The sequence below is a fragment of the Desulfosarcina ovata subsp. ovata genome (assembly GCF_009689005.1).
GTDB lineage: Bacteria > Desulfobacterota > Desulfobacteria > Desulfobacterales > Desulfosarcinaceae > Desulfosarcina > Desulfosarcina ovata.
Genome location: NZ_AP021879.1, coordinates 4,404,324 through 4,421,489, shown reverse-complemented (window position 1 = coordinate 4,421,489; position 17,166 = coordinate 4,404,324). Strand labels below are relative to the sequence as shown.

Sequence of the window (17,166 nt, the reverse complement as noted above, 5' to 3'; positions counted from 1 at the left end):
CAAGTGAGGAGGTTACCAATGGCGGATTCATATCTGGTCGAACCTGATGTGAGTTTTATTGAAGAAGTGAGCAGATTGGGCGGCGCCGATGTCAAAAAGTGCTTTCAGTGTGCCACCTGTGCGGTGGCCTGCCCGATCTCTCCGGATACCAAACCGTTTCCCCGTAAAGAGATGATTGCCACATCCTGGGGCCTGAAGGACCGCTTGATCGGCAACGGTGACGTGTGGCTGTGCCACAATTGTGGTGACTGCTCCACCCTGTGCCCCCGCGGCGCCCAGCCCGGTGACGTGCTGGCGGCCGTGCGCGCGGCCACGGTGATTGAGTACGCCACCCCCAAGGCCGTGGCCAAAATGGTCAGCGATCCCAAAAAATTGCCCATCCTGCTGGCCATTCCGGCAGCGATTTTTCTGGTTCTGGGGCTGCTGCTGAAGATGGTCGGCGTTGACTGGCTCAACTTCGCCCCTTCCGGCGATCATCTGTGGCAGGCCGATTACATCGGCAACTACCTGGTAGACATCATCATGATTCCCACCTTCTTCGGGGCAGTAGCGGTTTTTGCTCTGGGCTTGAAGCGCTTCATCGTCGACATGCATAAAAATGCCCTTCTGGAAGGCAAGACCGACAAGGAGAAGATCGATCCGGCCGGCTTCATCCAGGCCCTGATCAAAATCGTGCCCACCATCGCGCGGCACGACAAATTCAACGAGTGCGGTGAGAACAAAGAGCGCTCCACGGCGCACATGATGGTGCTGTTCAGCTTCATCGGATTGTTTATTGTCACCAACTGCTTTTTCGCGGCTGAGTGGGTTTTCCACATTGAAGGCCCCTATCAGCAGATCAACCCGGTCAAATGGCTGGGTAATGTCAGCGGCATCGCCCTGGTCATCGGCGGCATCCTGCTGCTGAAAAATCGCCTGAGCAAAAAAGATCAGATTTCCAGTTACTGGGATTGGTACCTGGTCGGTCTGGTGCTGGCCCTGGGCCTCTCCGGCATGCTGACCCAGATGTTGCGCCTGGGCGGGATGTACGGCCTGTCAGCCATCGTGTACTTTCTGCACCTGATGTTTATCTGGTGCCTGTTTGCATATACGCCCTTCTCCAAGCTGGCCCACATCGTCTACCGGACGGTGGCCATGGCCTACCAGGAGTACAGCGGTCGCAAATAAAAATTAAGGGTAGTATATGGGGTGAAAGGGGGGCATGAGGGTGCCCCCCTTTTTTGTTTTCCCTGCATTTTCAGCTCGTTCAGCCAATTTAAATGGGCTTTGCTCCATTTTGTCTTGCCCGGTTAACTGAGCCCTTGGCGCAGCACAAACGCAATGATCTGTTGTTTGGCCTTGCGCAGGGTCATGGAGATATCTTTGCGGGTCTGAACCAAATCCTGCAGGGCTTCATTGGTTTCATCCGGAACATAGACCGGTGTCAGATCGCCGGAATGGTGGAGCTTCGCCAGGTTGGTCGCATCGCGGCGATCATTTTTCACCTGATCTCCCGCTTTTTTTGGGATCAGCGCCAGTGCCCCAACGACGCAATCGATCCCCTGGCGCTTTAGATGCCGGTAAATTGTGTACCCGCAAGGACCGGCTTCATAAGCACATCGCAATTCGGTGTTTTCTGAAATCAGCTTGCTCATGACGTTATCATGCTGCCCCAGGTCGTTATGAATTTTGCCATGCAACCGGACATTTCCGTCACGGCCTTCATCGGCGATGGCGATAGTAATTGAATCTTTCTGGAAACCCAAACCAACATATTTTACTATCTTGCTCACGGCCTGCCGCTTTAATTTTGGCTCTGTAGTTAGGGTTTCTGTGAATGCTTACTATAACCCACGTTTTCAAGGTTTGGCAGGCCATTCTATTTCCGGCGTGTCCGGCTAACGTTCAACCATATTGTCTTACTTTGCGACCATTTCCGGCAACACCATCGAAAAGGCGAAATTATGCACCCAACATCATCACCCTGCCGAAACCACCGCTATGGCAACCGTTTCAGGCGCTTTTGGGCAGCGCTCATTTTGGTCTCGGCATCTGTTTTAACGATCTGCGGCTGCAGCATCAACGCACCGGTGGCCCCTGAAACCGGCGTTGCGCATGTTTCTCCGGGCACCTTCGTCTGGCACGAACTGCTCGTGAGGGACGCGGCCCAGGCGAGGGCCTTTTACGGTGCCCTTTTCGGGTGGCGGTTCCGTTCCCATGGACGGTATGACGTCGTTCTCCTGGACGGCCGGGAGATCGCCGGAATCGCCGCGGTACCCACGGCGAAAGGCAGCATGGCGGCCGCCCGATGGGTTCTTTCGTTAGCGGTGGCCGACCTGGCGCGCGCCATGGCCCATACCCGGACCCATGGCGGGCAGGTCCACGAAGGCCCCATGAAAATGGGGGACCGGGGCAATGGCGCGCTGGTGCGGGATCTCCATGATGCCCAACTCGTGTTGCTCGAATCCGTCCCAAACGAATCCGTCGATACCGCGATGCCGCTCAACGGTTGGTTATGGGATGAGCAGTGGTCCGACGACCCGCATGATTCGCTGGATTTCTATCGTGGCCTCGCCGGGTTTTCAGACATTGAGCAAAGGGATGGCTACTGGATTCTGAAATCCTATGGCATGTGGCGCGCCGGTATTCGAGAGGTATTCAACAAGGGGCTGGAACGGCGCTGGGTGCCGGTGATTCGTGTTGCCGACCCGACGGATACCGCCCGGCAGGCCGAGACGCTCGGCGGCCGTGTCCTGATCGGCGTGGGCGAAGCCCCGGAAACGAACCATGCGGCGTTGATCGCCGGGGTTGGCGCCCTCGCGGGTTGCGCAAACGACGGCACCGGCCGCGTGAGTGGTCATGTTTCTTACACCTATTACCATGGCTTCCATGATCCTCATCCCTGCTGGGGATGTGGCGGCGACACGGTCATTGTCGTCCCCCCAGCGGACAAGCCGGGCAAACCCAAACCACCAGGCATACGACCGCCAAAACCACCCCTCCCCAAGCCCCCCGGCGGAATCGGACGACCCCGACCGAGAGATGGGCGACGCCTGTGAGCATGCCAGGAGCCATGTCCAATTGTGGGGTTATGGTCAGGCGGGCGGATTGCGAAGCGCTGTTTGATCAAATTCTGGAACCGGTCGGCATAATGGACGGCCATTTCAGAATCATACGCTATAACGCATCAGGGTACGGATTCATCGCCAAGAAGCCCGAAGAGGTGATCGGAAAGAGATGCCATGACGTGTTTGGCTTGGGCACACCGTGCAGTTGTTGTGCGCTACATGAAGCCTATCGAACCCGGCAAATTTCAACGGTTGAAAAATATTTCAGTGAAATCGACAGCTGGTTTTTGGTCACCGCCTATCCCATCGTCGACGGAAACGGCCGGATTACACGGGTCTTCCAGCATTACCGTGACATCACGGAGGATAAGCAAAGAGAGTTGCGGCTGCTGATTCTGGAACGGGCGCTCAATCATTCCATCGATGGGATCGCTGTGGCGAACATGGAAGGAGAAAATCAGTTTGTCAATCCGGCCTGGGCGCAAATTCACGGTTACCGCGTCGAGGAAATGGTCGGAAAGAACCTGTATTCATTTCATCCTGAAAAACAGTTGCGGGAAAATGTCATCCCTTTTTTCAACACGGTTCTCGAAAAAGGCTGCCATCGCGGCGAGAGTGAACATACCAAAAAAGACGGAACGCTGTTTGCCACCTATATGATGGCCAGCATTATAAAAGGCCGTGCCGGTGAATCCATCGGTTTTGTCGGCACGATACGCGATATCAGCGAGCTGAAACAGGCCCAGCGTGAGCTTGAGAAATACCGGGATCATCTGGAGGAGCTCGTTGAAGCACGGACACACGAATTGCAGGCGAAAAATGAAGCGCTGAGCATCGCTTTAAGCCAGATCCGTAAGCTTAAAGAGCAACTCGAAAAGGATAATATTCAACTCAGGGAGCAGATCAATCACGAACAAAATTTTGAGGAAATAATCGGCCGCAGCGATCCTTTGAAGTATGTACTATACAAGATCGGCGACGTTGCCCCGACGGATGCCACGACGCTTATTCTCGGACAATCCGGCACCGGCAAGGAACTGGTGGCGAGAGCCATCCATAAGAACAGCGCCCGCAGTTCCCGGCCCATGGTGAAAGTCGACTGTTCTGCGCTGCCCGCCGAGTTGATTGAAAGCGAGCTTTTCGGACACGAAAAAGGCGCATTCAGCGGTGCCCATCAGTCCAGGAAAGGCCGTTTTGAAATTGCAAACGGTTCCACCATTTTCCTCGATGAAATCGGAGAGCTGGAACCAGGGCTTCAAAGCAAGTTTCTACGGGTGCTGGAGTATGGTGAGTTCGAGCGGCTCGGATCTTCGAAAACACTTCGCACCGATGTCAGAATTATTGCGGCAACGAATCGTAACTTACAGGAAGAGGTCGCAAAAGGACGTTTTCGCGAGGACCTGTGGTTTCGGCTGAATGTTTTTACCCTGACGGTACCGCCGTTGAAGGACCGCCGAGACGACATTCCCCTGCTGGTGGAATCGTTCGTTGCAAAATTCAACAGAAAGCATGGAAAAACGATAACAAAGATCCCGAAGAAAACCATGAACGCGTTAATGGCCTACCACTGGCCCGGCAACATTCGAGAGCTGTCCAATCTGATTGAAGCGGCGATCATTGTCAGCCGTGACGACGTGTTAAGGACTGCCGATCTCCCCGATTTCAGACGCGATAACGCCGACAAACAATTCCCGACAATGGCGGAAATGGAGAATCGACATATTGTTCGGGCACTTGAAGCCTGCGGCTGGCAGATCGAAGGCAATAAAGGTGCGGCAAGGCGTCTCGATCTCAATCCGGGAACCCTCCGGGGGCGAATGCGTAAATTGGGGATCAAGCGCCCCCAGCGTTAAGGCTGCCGGAAATGGGGCCTCCCATCAAATATGATGGGCCGATCCTAAACATCCAAGACCTGAAACGTACATGACTGGCAATGCGGATCGTTCCAGGCTGGTATAAGCTTTGACAGAAATCGCCTCACAGCCTTTTCCTATCCCTATAAGCCCGATTAACGCTCTGCGTTCGGCAGAATCAGAAAACGGAATTTCAGCGACAGCATATTGCAGCATATACCCTTTCCCGAAGAAATATCGTCACCCCGAAAAGAGTAAAAAACAGAGAAAGGCACCGTGATATATGTCGGCCCCCATCATATTTGACGGTGCCCTTCCATAGACGCTTCTTGCCCGCCCCATCCGGCTCATGTCAGATATCCATAAAAATACAAGTAGTTACAAAAAACTGACGTCTACGAAAAAGTCGGCATATTTGTTGATAATACCCTCTACCATGATTCATCTCAATCTTTTAGGGGATACATGATCGTTCTCACCTTCAACACCAGGGTCCGCTCGGAAGGTTTTAGAGAACTGCTCAACACGCTGAATTCAATGGGCAAACAGATTCAAGAACTGGAAGGTTGCATCAGTTTTAAATGCCATCGTGGCATCACGGAAAAAAACAACATCCGCTTTATAGAGAAGTGGTCATCCAGAAAACGGCTCGATACCCATATGCAGTCGGAACTATTCAGCGCGCTGAAAGGGGCATTTCAGGTGCTGTCCGGAACGTATACCATTGAAATTAATGAGAAACAATTTAAATCGCCATAATATCAACCCATACCCCAGGGAGAAATCGTTTATGAAGCATTTTTTTTACACACGGCTGATCCGTTCAATTGCACTGCTCGCATTCTGTTGTGCATTGTTCTGCCAGTCGATTCCCGTTGCAGCATTTTCGGCACCACCACCCAAGAAACAATTGATCAACGATAACACGCTCACCATTCTTCGGGCAAAGGAAGAAACGGCCTTCCACTATGGTGTCTCTGCCTATATCTGGGGGTATTCTCTTGTGGATACGGAAAGGCTGCAAAGGGGACGGGTCTTGAAGGCGTCCCCCGGCGTTCCCCAAACCGCAATTAATCAATTCGGACATGTCCGCGACTTGCGGGATGCGGAATACAAGACGATCCCAACGCCAAACAACGATACTCTCTATTCCCATGCGTTTCTAGACTTGACGGCAGAGCCAATTGTTATCGGTGTCCCAGCCATTAAGGACAGGTATTATGTACTGCCTTTATTGAGCGCTTATCAGGATGTATTTGCTCACATTGGCACAAGAGAAACAGGTACCAATGCGGGAGCGTATGTGATTGTCGGCCCCGATTGGAAAGGCGAGCTTCCCGAAAAATTGACAAGAATTGACTCGCCGACCAATTTGGCGGTTATCTGGGGGCGGACTGTTGTCTACGGAAAAGGCGATCTCAAAAAGGCACGCAATATTCAGGATAGCTATTCGCTGATTCCGTTGAGCAAATATGACAAGCTTGAACGCTCTCCAGATCCAGACTGGGATTCCAGCAAAATACGCGTTGCGCAAACGGCTTTTAATTCGAAAGGAGACGTTCCAGACTCGCTGATGTTTTTTGATGAGCTCGGAAAAGCGATGAGAATGACTCCAATCCGAAACGAGGAACGGGCATTTGTCGATCAATTCAAAAATATCGGGCTCACCCGTGAGCGTGGATTTGATTTTAAGAGCTTGGACGCGCCGACGATCATGGGGCTGTCTCGTGCGGCTTCCGCTGCTGAGTTGATGATTGATGGCGCGGCTGCGTACCGGGGGATATCTGTCAACGGATGGTTTTTTAATACCTCGGCGGGCGTTTTCGGGAACGACTTTCTTTTCCGCGCCGCAGTTGCAAAATGGTATATGGGCGCAAATGTCCCGGAAGAGGCGATGTATTATGTAGCGAGGACAGCCAGTGACGGGAAACCATTCAACGGCGTTGCCAAATATTCCCTTCACTTTCCGGCACCACCGCCAGCCAAGGCCTTCTGGTCACTTTCCATGTACAACGCTTCCGATGGATCCCTTGTCGAAAATTCGATGAATCGATATTCCATCGGCGATCGAACCGAGGGCCTTGCTGTCAAAACAGACAAGTCAATAGAAATCCAGATTCAACACAAAGAGCCGACGCAAGGTGAAACCAACTGGCTTCCGGCACCTGCCGGTCCGTTTTACCTTGTCTTGCGGCTCTACATGCCGGAAAGCGATGTCGTCTCCGGCAAATGGACGCCGCCGGAAGTGAAAGCGATCTCAAAATAAATTCAACACAAGTCCCCAAATTCATGCAGGAGGTAAAAATGAAAATACAAAAGGTATTCAGGGTAGCAATCTGCATCCCGGTTATTCTGTTGGCAGCAGCAACGGTCGGTGCCGCCGTTTCATCCACAAAAAAGCCCAACATCGTCATTATCGTGGCCGATGACCTGGGCTATTCAGATGTTGGCTTTAACAATGCAAAAGATATGAAGACCCCGAATCTTGATACCCTTGCCTCCCAGGGCATGCACTTCAAGTCCCTATACTCCCAACCCTTTTGCACCCCCACGCGTGCCGCGCTCATGACCGGGCGCTACCCCATGAGATATGGGTTACAGACCTTTGTCATTACCCCCGGCCAGAAATACGGGCTCAACACCGAGGAAACCACCCTGGCCGATGCCCTTAAGGCGGCCGGTTACCATACCTATGCTGTCGGCAAATGGCATCTGGGACACGCCGATGAAAAATATTGGCCACAGAACCGGGGGTTTGACTACTTTTATGGCTGCTCACTCGGCGAGGTTGACTTTTATACCAAAGAGCGGGTGGGGGTCATTGATTGGCAGCGAAACGGTGAACACCTTAAAGAAGACGGATATTTTACCACCCTGATCACGGAAGATGCCGTTCGCCTGATCGACGAACAGCCTGCGGATAAGCCGTTCTTTCTTTATATGGCCCACCTGGCTGTCCATGCCCCGTACCAGGCCCCCCAAAAATATATTGACCGCTTTGCCCATATCAAGGACGAGACCCGTCGTATCTATGCAGCCATGGCCGCTGCCATGGATGATTCCGTTGCCGAAGTGCTCAAAGCCCTTGAGAAAAAAGGGGTGCGGGATAATACCATTGTTCTTTTCCTGGCCGACAACGGCGGCATAGCGGAGTACGACCCCGCCATGGCCAAGGGAAAAGGCGAAAAACCGGCACCGGCAACAAATACCCCCTTCCGGGGCTCAAAGGGCGGGCTCTATGAAGGTGGTGTCCGCAGTGCATCCTTCATTAACTGGCCAAAACATATCCATCCCGGCACCACAGAAGGTATTTTCCATGTTGTGGACATCATGCCCACCCTGGTCAAACTGGCCGGCGGGAAAATGCCCGCAGATAAAACAATTGACGGCAAGGACATTTGGCCGGCCATTGCAGAGGGTAAACCAAGTCCGCGCAATGAGGTGCTTCTCAATGCCGAATTCCACCGGGGGGCCGTACGCAAGGGCAATTGGAAGCTGATCAAAAATGCCGCCCTACCCTCAAGCGTGGAATTATACAATCTGGCCGAGGACATCGGTGAATCCCATAACCTTGCCGAACAGTATCCGGACAAGGTCAAAGCGCTGGAAAAATTGCTGAACAATTATGCAAAACAGTCCAAAGGCTCCCTGTTTCTCCAGTCATATATGCCCTTTATTCAAGATGATTTTAAAAGCATAGAACACGTCTTTGAAGGTAATGAGGACGCAGGGGAGCCCGGCGAAAAACCGGCGCTGCCCAGCCGGAATTAATCGTCCATTCATTTAAGAGGATCATATGGAAAAATTTCTTATCTACCCGTTGCTGGGCATTCTGCTCATTTTCATGCCCATCCGGGCCACCTGTGGGGTGGATATCGACCATGCAGAGGAAGACCTTGCCTTTGCCCTGGGAACCCAGGCCTATATTTTCGGCTACCCCCTTGCCATCACCGCAGCGACCACTTTGATTGCAACCAATACCGACAGCCCCCTTCCCAACGCATACGCCCCCTTCAATCAATTTGGCCACGTTGCCAAACTTTTCACGGCAGAGGATAAGGATGTCGTCTCCTCCAATGTCGACACGGTATACTCCAGTGCCTTTATCGATCTCAAGCAAGGCGCGGCATTGATCTCGGTTCCCGGCACGGGAGACCGCTATTACTCAATGATGCTGGAAGATGCGTATACCAACGTCTTTGGATACATCGGCTCACGGGCAACCGGAAACGAACCGGGTAAATACCTCATCAAAGGGCCGAACTGGGAAGGCCGGGTGCCGGTGGATGTCAATAAGGTCATCACCGCTCCCACAGCCCTTGTCTGGGTAATCGGCCGGACCCTGGTGGAAGACGAGGCCGATCTGGTGAATGTAAAAAAAATTCAGGCCGGCTACCAGCTGGAGATGATCGGGCCGGCCGTTGACAAAACCCCTGCCAAAAAGCGCTGGAGCTTGGGCGATCCGGGTAAAATACCTGTAAAGATGGTGGAGCAGCTCACCTGGCAGGATTATTATTATTGGATCGGTCAGTTGATGAAAGACAATCCGCCACCAACCGCTGACAGCGGACTTTATGTTCAGTTTAAAAGTATTGGCCTCACCGCGGAAACCGGTTTTAACCCTGAAAGCCTCTCTGACGCGGCAAGAAAAGGGCTTGAGCGGGGGTATCATGCAGGCAAGCGGGTGGTCAAGCGTGAGGCCCTTAAAACCGGTGCCACCGAGGTCAATGCCTGGGCCTACAATATGTCCCAGGGGAAGTGGGAACAGGATTTCAACCTCAGGGCCGCCATTGCCTTTCGGTCCCTGGGGCAGAATACCCCTGAAGAGGCCCTTTACTTCAACACCCGGACCACCGGAAAAAAAGAGCAACTCAACGGGGCAAACCGCTACACCATCACCTTCAAGAAAGATGAACTCCCGCCGGTGGATGCCTTCTGGTCCATCACCATGTACAACGCCGAGAACTTTTTCGTGGATAACCCCATCAACCGATATGCCATTGGCGACAGGACCAAGGGACTGAAGATCGCCGGGGATGGTTCATTGACCATCTACATTCAAAATCCGGCGCCTGAGGAGGCTCAGAATTCCAACTGGCTGCCGGCACCCACGGGGGACTTCCGGCTCTCCCTGCGCCTGTACAACCCCAAACAATCCGTACTCAACGGAGACTGGAAACCGGCACCCGTCAAAATAAAAGAATAATCGTGAAAAAAATATTCAGGGGCGGCATCTGTTTTACGGTCCTGCTGCTCCCGGCGGCCGCCCTTTGTGGGCCGTCCAAGCCGCCCAAAAGCCCAACATCGTCATCATCGTGGCCGATGCTCTGGGCGACTCAGATGAAGGAGTGAGGTCATGGATAAAGGAAAACGATTCGGGGCGGCGGTGTTTTGTATGATGCTGGTTTGTATGGCGTCATGGGCAGCTGCAGAAGAACAATCTCTCGAGCAGGCGTCGAATGATCCCACGGCTTCATTGTTGAGCGTCGCCCTGACCAACCAGTACTCCGGAGACTATCACCGGTTGAACGGCGCGTCGGGCAACGTGCTTCAGCTTCGCTTCACCTACCCTTTCCAGGCGTTCGGCCTGAATAATATTTTTCGGGCCACGGTACCGATGGTTACCGAGAGCCCATCAGGCAAAAACGGCCTGAGTGATGTAACGGTATTCGATCTGGTAACCTTCAATGAACCCTGGGGAAGATGGGGCGTCGGCCTTGTCGGCCTGCTGCCCGTAGCAACGGACGAGGCCCTGGGCGCCGAGCAGTTTGCCATCGGACCGGCGGCAGGTTTCGTGGCACGTCAGTCAAAACTGCTCTATGGAGTTTTCAGCCAGAATGTTTTTTCGGTAGCCGGGGATGACGACCGCGAAGAGGTCAATGCCTCCATTGTCCAACCGATCCTGAATTACTCCCTGCCCGCCAAGTGGTCAGTCGGACTGTCTGAAATGAATCTCACCTATGACTGGGAGAAAAATGACTGGACCAGCCTGCCTCTCGGCCTGAAAGTCGGGAAACTCGTTAAAATCAGCGGCCATCCAGTCACCTTTACCTTCACTGGAGAATACGATTTTCAGGACGATTATGTCGGCCCGGAGTGGACGGTTAACCTGACTGTCAAATTTTTGTTTCCGTTATGATTTTACTATCCGGAAGGATACACAAAGTGAATATTTATCGTTATTTAGGCCTCGGCATCATTTTCCTCGTTTCATGCTCAACCGCAGGGTTGGCAACTGAAGGCGGCGGCAGCCACTACATGTGCGGATCCAGGGGGGACTTTGCCATGGCCCTGCTGGGTGCCCCAGGATGGTACATGCGAAATGACCTGTCCTTTGCCAGCAGCGACATCAATGCAGTTATCATCGGTGATACGGTGTATGCCGCGGCCGAGCAGGATGTCTGGGTCAATACCATCAAAGGGATCTATCTGGCAGCGGGGGGGCTTTTGGGCGGCCGGTTCGGCGCGGCGCTATCGGTTCCGGTTGTCCTCGATGCCAGCCTGTCTGCCGATCTGGCGTTACGGCAGATGAGTAAGGACGGAAGCAAAACCGGTCTGGCAGACATCAATGTCACGGCTTTCAACAACTGGACCACGGGGAATTTTCATTTCAGCGCCGGGATGACGCTTTTTGCGCCGACCGGCGCTTATGACGAGACCCGTCTGATCAATTTGGGGCGTAATTACTGGACCTTTGATTTCATGCTGGCCTCGACCTTTCTTGATCCGAAGCGGGGACATGAACTATCGTATACACTTGGATACATGGTCAATACTGAAAATCCTGACACCGACTATCGGTCCGGAGACGAGCTGCATCTGGATGTGCATATCGCCCAGCACTTTTCATCCCGGTTTGCCGTTGGTCTTGACGGTTATTGTTACAGACAGACGACCGATGACAGCGGGCCGCTGCTCGATTATGCAAACACCGTGTTGCCCATGATCGGCGCAAAACCGCTTGACGGCAACCGGGGAGAAGCATACGGAATCGGCCCGGTTATCAAATACACGGCCCAAGCATGGAGCCGTGACATCAGCTTGATCGCAAAATGGCTCCATGATTTAGACACCGAGCACCGTTTTGAAGGCGACACGGTGATGTTTTCCGTGGCATTGAAGTTTTAGTGTCATCGGCAGGAGATTTATCCAGCAATGCTTTTCATGAACGTTCGTATCGCAACTGTTTTCTTACTGCTCAGTATCATAGGCAGCATATCTTGTTTGGCTGAGGAAAAACTTTTGAAGTATGCCGGCTCGCGCACCTGTGTACGTTGTCATGAGCACTTCTACGAGTTGTGGAAAACCTCCCATCACGGTCTTGCCATGCAGCCGTACACAGAGGCGTTTTCTGAAACGCTTGCGCCCCAGGCAAATGAGATTGAAATCTCAGGGTCAAAATACATTTTCGACCTGCCAAAAGGTCAGCTTTTTGAGTGTCATGACGGGATGAGGAAAACCTATCCGGCTTCCTATGTTCTGGGCGGAAAATATGTATATTATTTTTTAACGAAATTGGACCGGGGACAGCTTCAGACGTTGCCCGTGGGCTACGATGTCAACAAAAGGCAGTGGTTTGATGTCGCCGGAAGCGGGATTGGGCACTTACCAGAGGGGGATGCAATATCATGGAAAGACCCATTCTACACGTTTAACACCTCCTGTTACGGCTGTCATGTCAGTCAGCTTGAACTGAACTATACGCCGGAAAAAAGCACGTATCAGACCTCCTGGACCGAACCCGGCATCAATTGTGAGACATGCCACGGTCCTGCCAAAAAACACAACCAGGTCTGTGATGTTCCATCAGTAGAACAACTACCCAGGGACCTGAAGATTATCCGGGGGGGGCGTAATGGGAGCAGTGTCTTTTCCGCGGACCAGCAAAACAGCAGCTGCGGATCATGCCATGCCAAAATGATTCCGCTATCCAGTAGTTTTCCGCCAGGAAAACAGTTCTTTGATTTCTACGACCTGGTTACGCTGGAACATCCGGATTTTTATCCTGACGGACGGGATCTTGGAGAAAACTATACCTATACCTCCTGGATGATGAGTCCCTGCGTGGCCAACAGTGATTTGGATTGCCTGCACTGCCACACCTCAAGCGGGCGATACCGATTTTCATCAGAAGACAAGGCCAACCACGATTGTCTGCCTTGTCACCGGAAGAAGGTAAACAATCCCACGCCCCACACCCACCATAAAGCATCGCAGCAAGGGGGGCCTCACTGCACATCCTGTCATATGCCGAAAACCACCTTTGCCCGCATGCACCGCAGCGACCACTCCATGCGGCCTCCGACACCTGCCGCAGGCATCCTCTATGGGTCGCCAATTGCCTGCCTGTCCTGTCATGCGAAAAAGAATGCCCAATGGGCTGATAAACAGGTGAGCGCCTGGTCGGCAAATGATTTCCAGGTTCCGTATCTTGATCAGGCAAAGCTGGTGAAAGCCGCTCGAAATCAGGACTGGTCTCATCTTGACGGAATGCTTGAGTATATCAGCCGGCCTGGTCGGGAGGTCGTTGTGGCCAACTCCCTGATCCGGTTGCTGCATGGCTGCCGGGACGACCGCAAATGGAATGTTCTGCTTGCTGTGATGCAAAACGATCCTTCTCCTCTCCTACGTGCCAGTGCAGCCGCAGCTTTAGGAGAGTATTTAACGCAGGATGTTATATCGGCCTTAGCAGAAGCGACGAATGACGCTTTTCGCCTGGTTCGAATCAGGGCTGCGGCCTCGCTGGCCCCGGTGCCTGAGAGCGCTTTTACTGATGAGAAAAAAAGGTGTGTCCAAAAGGCCACAGGGGAACTGATATCAGCACTCTTGGCAAGGTCGGACGACTACAGCTCGCACTACAGTCTTGGCAATCTATACATGGATCGGGGCGAATACCGGAAAGCCATCGTTTCATTTCAGGAGGCGCAGCGCCTGCGCCCGGATTATCTACCGCCGTTTGTCAATGCGGCTTTGGCGTACAATGCGCTTGGCAAGTACAAGGAAGCAGAAAAAAGCCTTCACCTGGCCTCCGTCATCGCGCCTGAGAGCAGTGCCGTATATTTGAACTTGGGCCTGCTGTATGGCGAGCAACGACGTTTTGAAGCGGCGGAAGCCGCCTTCCGTCAAGCCCTTTCGCTTGACATAAATTTAGCAAGCGCCGCTTATAATCTTGGTGTTTTGCTGGAGGATAAAAATCCGTTGGAAGCTTTATCATGGCTTCGCAAAGCTGTTTCAATAGCACCAGATATCCTCCGATACCGTTACACGCTTGCATATGTTGAAGAACAAATCGGAAACGTGCAACCTTAGGCAGGTGGAAAAAAATAATTCCCCAAGCTCGCGCCGGAGTTGGGTTTGTCTGCAAGGCGCCGCCGCTGGTGGATATTTTTGAATATGTGTCTGTGGCAGCAGTTTGGCAGACGGACCCAAGGAGGTGAGTCGGTGATGAAATTATGCGTTTCTTAGGAGAGAAATGGAAAAACGAATAAAATGATCCTCGTAGGCTCCCCACAAATCAGATAGATTTTGATAAAAGAAGCGGCGGTTAAAAGAAAAAGACTTCAACCGCCGTTTGGCAAAAACGGATTGGATACGACTTATTGAAATATTTAGAGCTATCCTATATTTTTCCCGACCGGTCGGGGTATTGGTAATCGAAGCGCTCCAGGTAGGTCTGTACATCCGAGGGAAGGTAGTTTCCGGCTTCCATCACATTGCCCTGAGCGTCGTAACCGTAACCGATTCGGTTGCCCAGGGCATCGGTGATGCCGGTCAGCCGGCCGTAAACCGACTCATAGGTATAAGATCATCGTTTCAGAATTTGCAGATTATTGTCTCAGCCCATACGTCGGCGACCGATAATGTCGCCTACAGTCCGCGTTTTTCTATCGATGCCACTCGTAGAGGGCGATGGCCGTGGCCACGGTGGCGTTGAGGGATTCCACGCCGGCGGCCATGGGAATGGCAACGCTGTTTTTCTTCCAGCGGGGTGGCAGGCCGGGGCCCTCCATGCCGACCAGCAGGCAGAAGGATTCAGGGAAGGCAAATTCGGCCAGAGGCGTTCCTGAGGCGGCCAGGGCCACCACCGGCAGATCTTCCGGCAGGGCAGCCAGGGATGGCCCCTGGAAAAGCCTGGCGGAGAAAACCGTCCCCGCCGATGCGCGCACCGCCTTGGGGTGGAACGGATTGGCGCTTTCGGCCAGCAAAACCACCCGCTCGACGTCGAAGGCGGCGGCACAGCGAATCACAGCGCCCACGTTTTCGGGGTCCTGAAACGGGATCAGCAGGTTGCATCCGGGCGTTGCCGTATCCGTGGCCGGCCATGCCGGCAGTGGTGGCGTGTCAAAGAGAACCATCGGGCTACGGGTGCCGAAAGCATCAATAACCGGAAACAGATTCGGAGCCAGTTGGAACCATTCCAGATGTCGGGGGGCATCGTCCGGCGGCGGCTGACGGTCGCCGCTGGTGATCCAGGCCAGGCAACGCTCAGGCTGCCGGGCCATGCTCTCGGCCACCAGCCGTGATCCGCATACCAGGGTCCGGCCGAGCTTTTTGATTCCGCGGCCGCCAAGCAGTTTTTTCAGATCCTTGAAAATCGGGTTGGCTTCGCTTTCGATGGACCGCACACGGTGCGATGGACCGGGCTTAGCGGCGGCTACGGATACTCGCCGATAGCACACCAGTCGCCGCTGGTGCGGGGTGTGGGGAATCTGGTAGGGGATGTCGGCGGTCTGCTGGTAATCGGGACAGATTTGTGCGGCCGTTTCCATCTCCGCGTCGCAGCGCGGCCCCTTCATGAAGAGTACCGTGCCGTCCTGAATCAGGCAGCCGGCCACCCGCTTCAGGGTCTCGGCGATGGGCTCCACCGCCCGGGTGATCACACCGGCCACCGGCCGGTCAAAATCCGGGGCGATCCCCCGCTCGGTCACCTCGATGCCGGATAGGGCCAATTCCTTCACCACCATTTTCAGAAAGTCGATGCGCGACCGTCGGCTCTCGGCCAGCAGGATGTCAAGCTCCGGACGGAAAATTTTCAATGGAATGCCGGGCATGCCCGGTCCGCTGCCCAGGTCCATGAGCGGCGATGGCAGGGCGGTCTTGAGGGCCGGCAGGATCGAATCGGCATAGAGCTTGACCACCATGTTTTCGAAATTGTGGATGCGGGTCAGGTTCAGTTCGGCATCATGCTGCCTCAAAAGCTGATGGTAAGCCCATAGCTGGTCCAGTTGCCGGGTGGAAAGATGGATTCCGCACCGTTTCAGGAGGGCGTCCATCTGGCCTGGGCCGGGCGCCTGTTTCGGTTCCCGGAATTTGGTTTTCATCGGCACTTTTGAACCAATCTTTTTCACGGGCTGCGCTCCACGAATATGCTTGAATGGCCGTTGAGATTATTTCCGGCAACCTTATAGACCATCGGAGCTACGGGTGCAAGGGGACGCCCGGAAGGACGTGCGAATCGTTTCAAGCGTGCCGCGAACCCTACGGCCAACCCGATGTTTGCCGAGATGATGACGGCGATCTCGGCCTTCGTCAATCGAGCTTCTTGAAGGCCTCCCGACGGCCGGTATACTTCTCCCGGATCAGGGGTTTCATCACTTTGCCGGTGGCGCTGCGCGGGACCGGATCGAAAATCACCTTGCGCGGCACCTTGTAGGTGGCCATCTTCGATTTGGCAAATTCGATCAGTTCCGATTCGGTCATGGACGCGCCCGCCTTGAGCTGGACCACCGCCATGACGATTTCGACCAACCGGTCATCCGGGTAGCCGATGCAGGCCACATCCTCGATGTCCGGATGATCCATGAGGGCATCCTCGATTTCCACCGGGTAGATATTCTCTCCGCCGCTGGTGATCATGTCTTTCATGCGATCGACGATGTAGTAGTACCCTTCGTCGTCGGTTTTTAAAAGATCGCCCGTGCAGAGCCAGCCGGCCTTGATCGTGTCTGCGGTCATTTCGGGGTTGCCGTGATATTCCTTCATCATGCGGTCGGTGGTGAACAGCAGCTCGCCGACCTCCCCGGCGGGCAGTTTGCCGCCCTCGAAGTCGACGATTTTCGCCTCCACCCCAAAGGTCGGCTTGCCGATGGAGCCCGGCTTTCTGAGCACATCTTCGGGATAGAGGTTGAACAGGCCGCCACCGCCGCCCTCGGTGATGCCGTAAATGTTGGAAACGCCGCAGGGCAGGGTCTCGACCAGTTTTTTCATGATGTCAAAGGGCACCGGCTGGGCGCAGCTCTGACGCATGAATAAAAAGAATCAGGGGT

General features: G+C 53.8%; 14 protein-coding genes. 10 read left to right on the top strand and 4 right to left on the bottom strand.

Features of this window, described 5'->3' with window-relative positions; genetic code table 11:
- Positions 1–18: 18 nt before the first annotated feature.
- Positions 19–1,167, top strand: a complete 1,149-nt coding sequence (gene qmoC, locus GN112_RS19530; RefSeq protein ID WP_155311754.1) for a quinone-interacting membrane-bound oxidoreductase complex subunit QmoC — start codon at positions 19–21, stop codon at positions 1,165–1,167.
- Between the two features lie 122 nt (positions 1,168–1,289).
- Here qmoC and GN112_RS19525 read toward each other — a convergent pair whose 3' ends face one another.
- Positions 1,290–1,772, bottom strand: coding sequence for an IS110 family transposase (locus GN112_RS19525; protein WP_155311753.1), 483 nt, complete (start codon positions 1,770–1,772; stop codon positions 1,290–1,292).
- A gap of 171 nt (positions 1,773–1,943) precedes the next feature.
- Here GN112_RS19525 and GN112_RS33655 point away from each other — a divergent pair, with 171 nt between their 5' ends.
- Both GN112_RS33655 and GN112_RS19520 read left to right on the top strand, forming a co-directional pair.
- Entirely contained in the window at positions 1,944–3,038 is a 1,095-nt protein-coding gene (locus tag GN112_RS33655; RefSeq protein WP_162459029.1) for a VOC family protein, read from the top strand.
- A gap of 2 nt (positions 3,039–3,040) precedes the next feature.
- The gene (locus tag GN112_RS19520) at positions 3,041–4,900 is read left to right on the top strand and encodes a sigma 54-interacting transcriptional regulator (protein ID WP_231717248.1); all 1,860 of its coding nucleotides are present in this window, start codon (positions 3,041–3,043) and stop codon (positions 4,898–4,900) included.
- Between the two features lie 24 nt (positions 4,901–4,924).
- Here the strand turns inward: GN112_RS19520 and GN112_RS19515 are convergent, their stop codons facing one another.
- Positions 4,925–5,116, bottom strand: coding sequence for a hypothetical protein (locus GN112_RS19515; protein ID WP_155311751.1), 192 nt, complete (start codon positions 5,114–5,116; stop codon positions 4,925–4,927).
- A 249-nt stretch (positions 5,117–5,365) separates the two neighbouring features.
- Here GN112_RS19515 and GN112_RS19510 point away from each other — a divergent pair, with 249 nt between their 5' ends.
- The 7 genes from GN112_RS19510 to GN112_RS19480 all read left to right on the top strand — a co-directional run bounded on the left by GN112_RS19510 (position 5,366) and on the right by GN112_RS19480 (position 14,209).
- Complete coding sequence (locus GN112_RS19510) at positions 5,366–5,659, top strand: putative quinol monooxygenase (RefSeq protein ID WP_155311750.1); 294 nt, start codon at positions 5,366–5,368, stop codon at positions 5,657–5,659.
- Between the two features lie 31 nt (positions 5,660–5,690).
- Positions 5,691–7,166, top strand: coding sequence for a DUF1254 domain-containing protein (locus GN112_RS19505; RefSeq protein ID WP_162459027.1), 1,476 nt, complete (start codon positions 5,691–5,693; stop codon positions 7,164–7,166).
- 38 nt (positions 7,167–7,204) lie between these two features.
- On the top strand, positions 7,205–8,671 hold the full coding sequence (locus GN112_RS19500) for an arylsulfatase B (protein WP_155311748.1): 1,467 nt from the start codon (positions 7,205–7,207) through the stop codon (positions 8,669–8,671).
- A gap of 25 nt (positions 8,672–8,696) precedes the next feature.
- Positions 8,697–10,106, top strand: a complete 1,410-nt coding sequence (locus GN112_RS19495) for a DUF1254 domain-containing protein (RefSeq protein ID WP_155311747.1) — start codon at positions 8,697–8,699, stop codon at positions 10,104–10,106.
- A gap of 150 nt (positions 10,107–10,256) precedes the next feature.
- Entirely contained in the window at positions 10,257–11,039 is a 783-nt protein-coding gene (locus GN112_RS19490) for a hypothetical protein (protein WP_197743356.1), read from the top strand.
- A 26-nt stretch (positions 11,040–11,065) separates the two neighbouring features.
- Positions 11,066–12,028, top strand: coding sequence for a SphA family protein (locus tag GN112_RS19485; protein WP_162459026.1), 963 nt, complete (start codon positions 11,066–11,068; stop codon positions 12,026–12,028).
- 27 nt (positions 12,029–12,055) lie between these two features.
- Positions 12,056–14,209 carry a tetratricopeptide repeat protein gene (locus tag GN112_RS19480; RefSeq protein WP_155311745.1) on the top strand — a complete coding sequence of 718 codons (2,154 nt, stop codon included), beginning with the start codon at positions 12,056–12,058 and terminating at the stop codon, positions 14,207–14,209.
- Between the two features lie 575 nt (positions 14,210–14,784).
- Here the strand turns inward: GN112_RS19480 and GN112_RS19470 are convergent.
- Together GN112_RS19470 and GN112_RS19465 are read right to left on the bottom strand one after the other, a co-directional pair.
- The gene (locus GN112_RS19470) at positions 14,785–16,248 is read right to left on the bottom strand and encodes an RsmG family class I SAM-dependent methyltransferase (RefSeq protein WP_231717071.1); all 1,464 of its coding nucleotides are present in this window, start codon (positions 16,246–16,248) and stop codon (positions 14,785–14,787) included.
- Positions 16,249–16,429: 181 nt separating this feature from the next.
- Positions 16,430–17,146 carry a class I adenylate-forming enzyme family protein gene (locus tag GN112_RS19465; RefSeq protein WP_231717070.1) on the bottom strand — a complete coding sequence of 239 codons (717 nt, stop codon included), beginning with the start codon at positions 17,144–17,146 and terminating at the stop codon, positions 16,430–16,432.
- Positions 17,147–17,166: the final 20 nt, after the last annotated feature.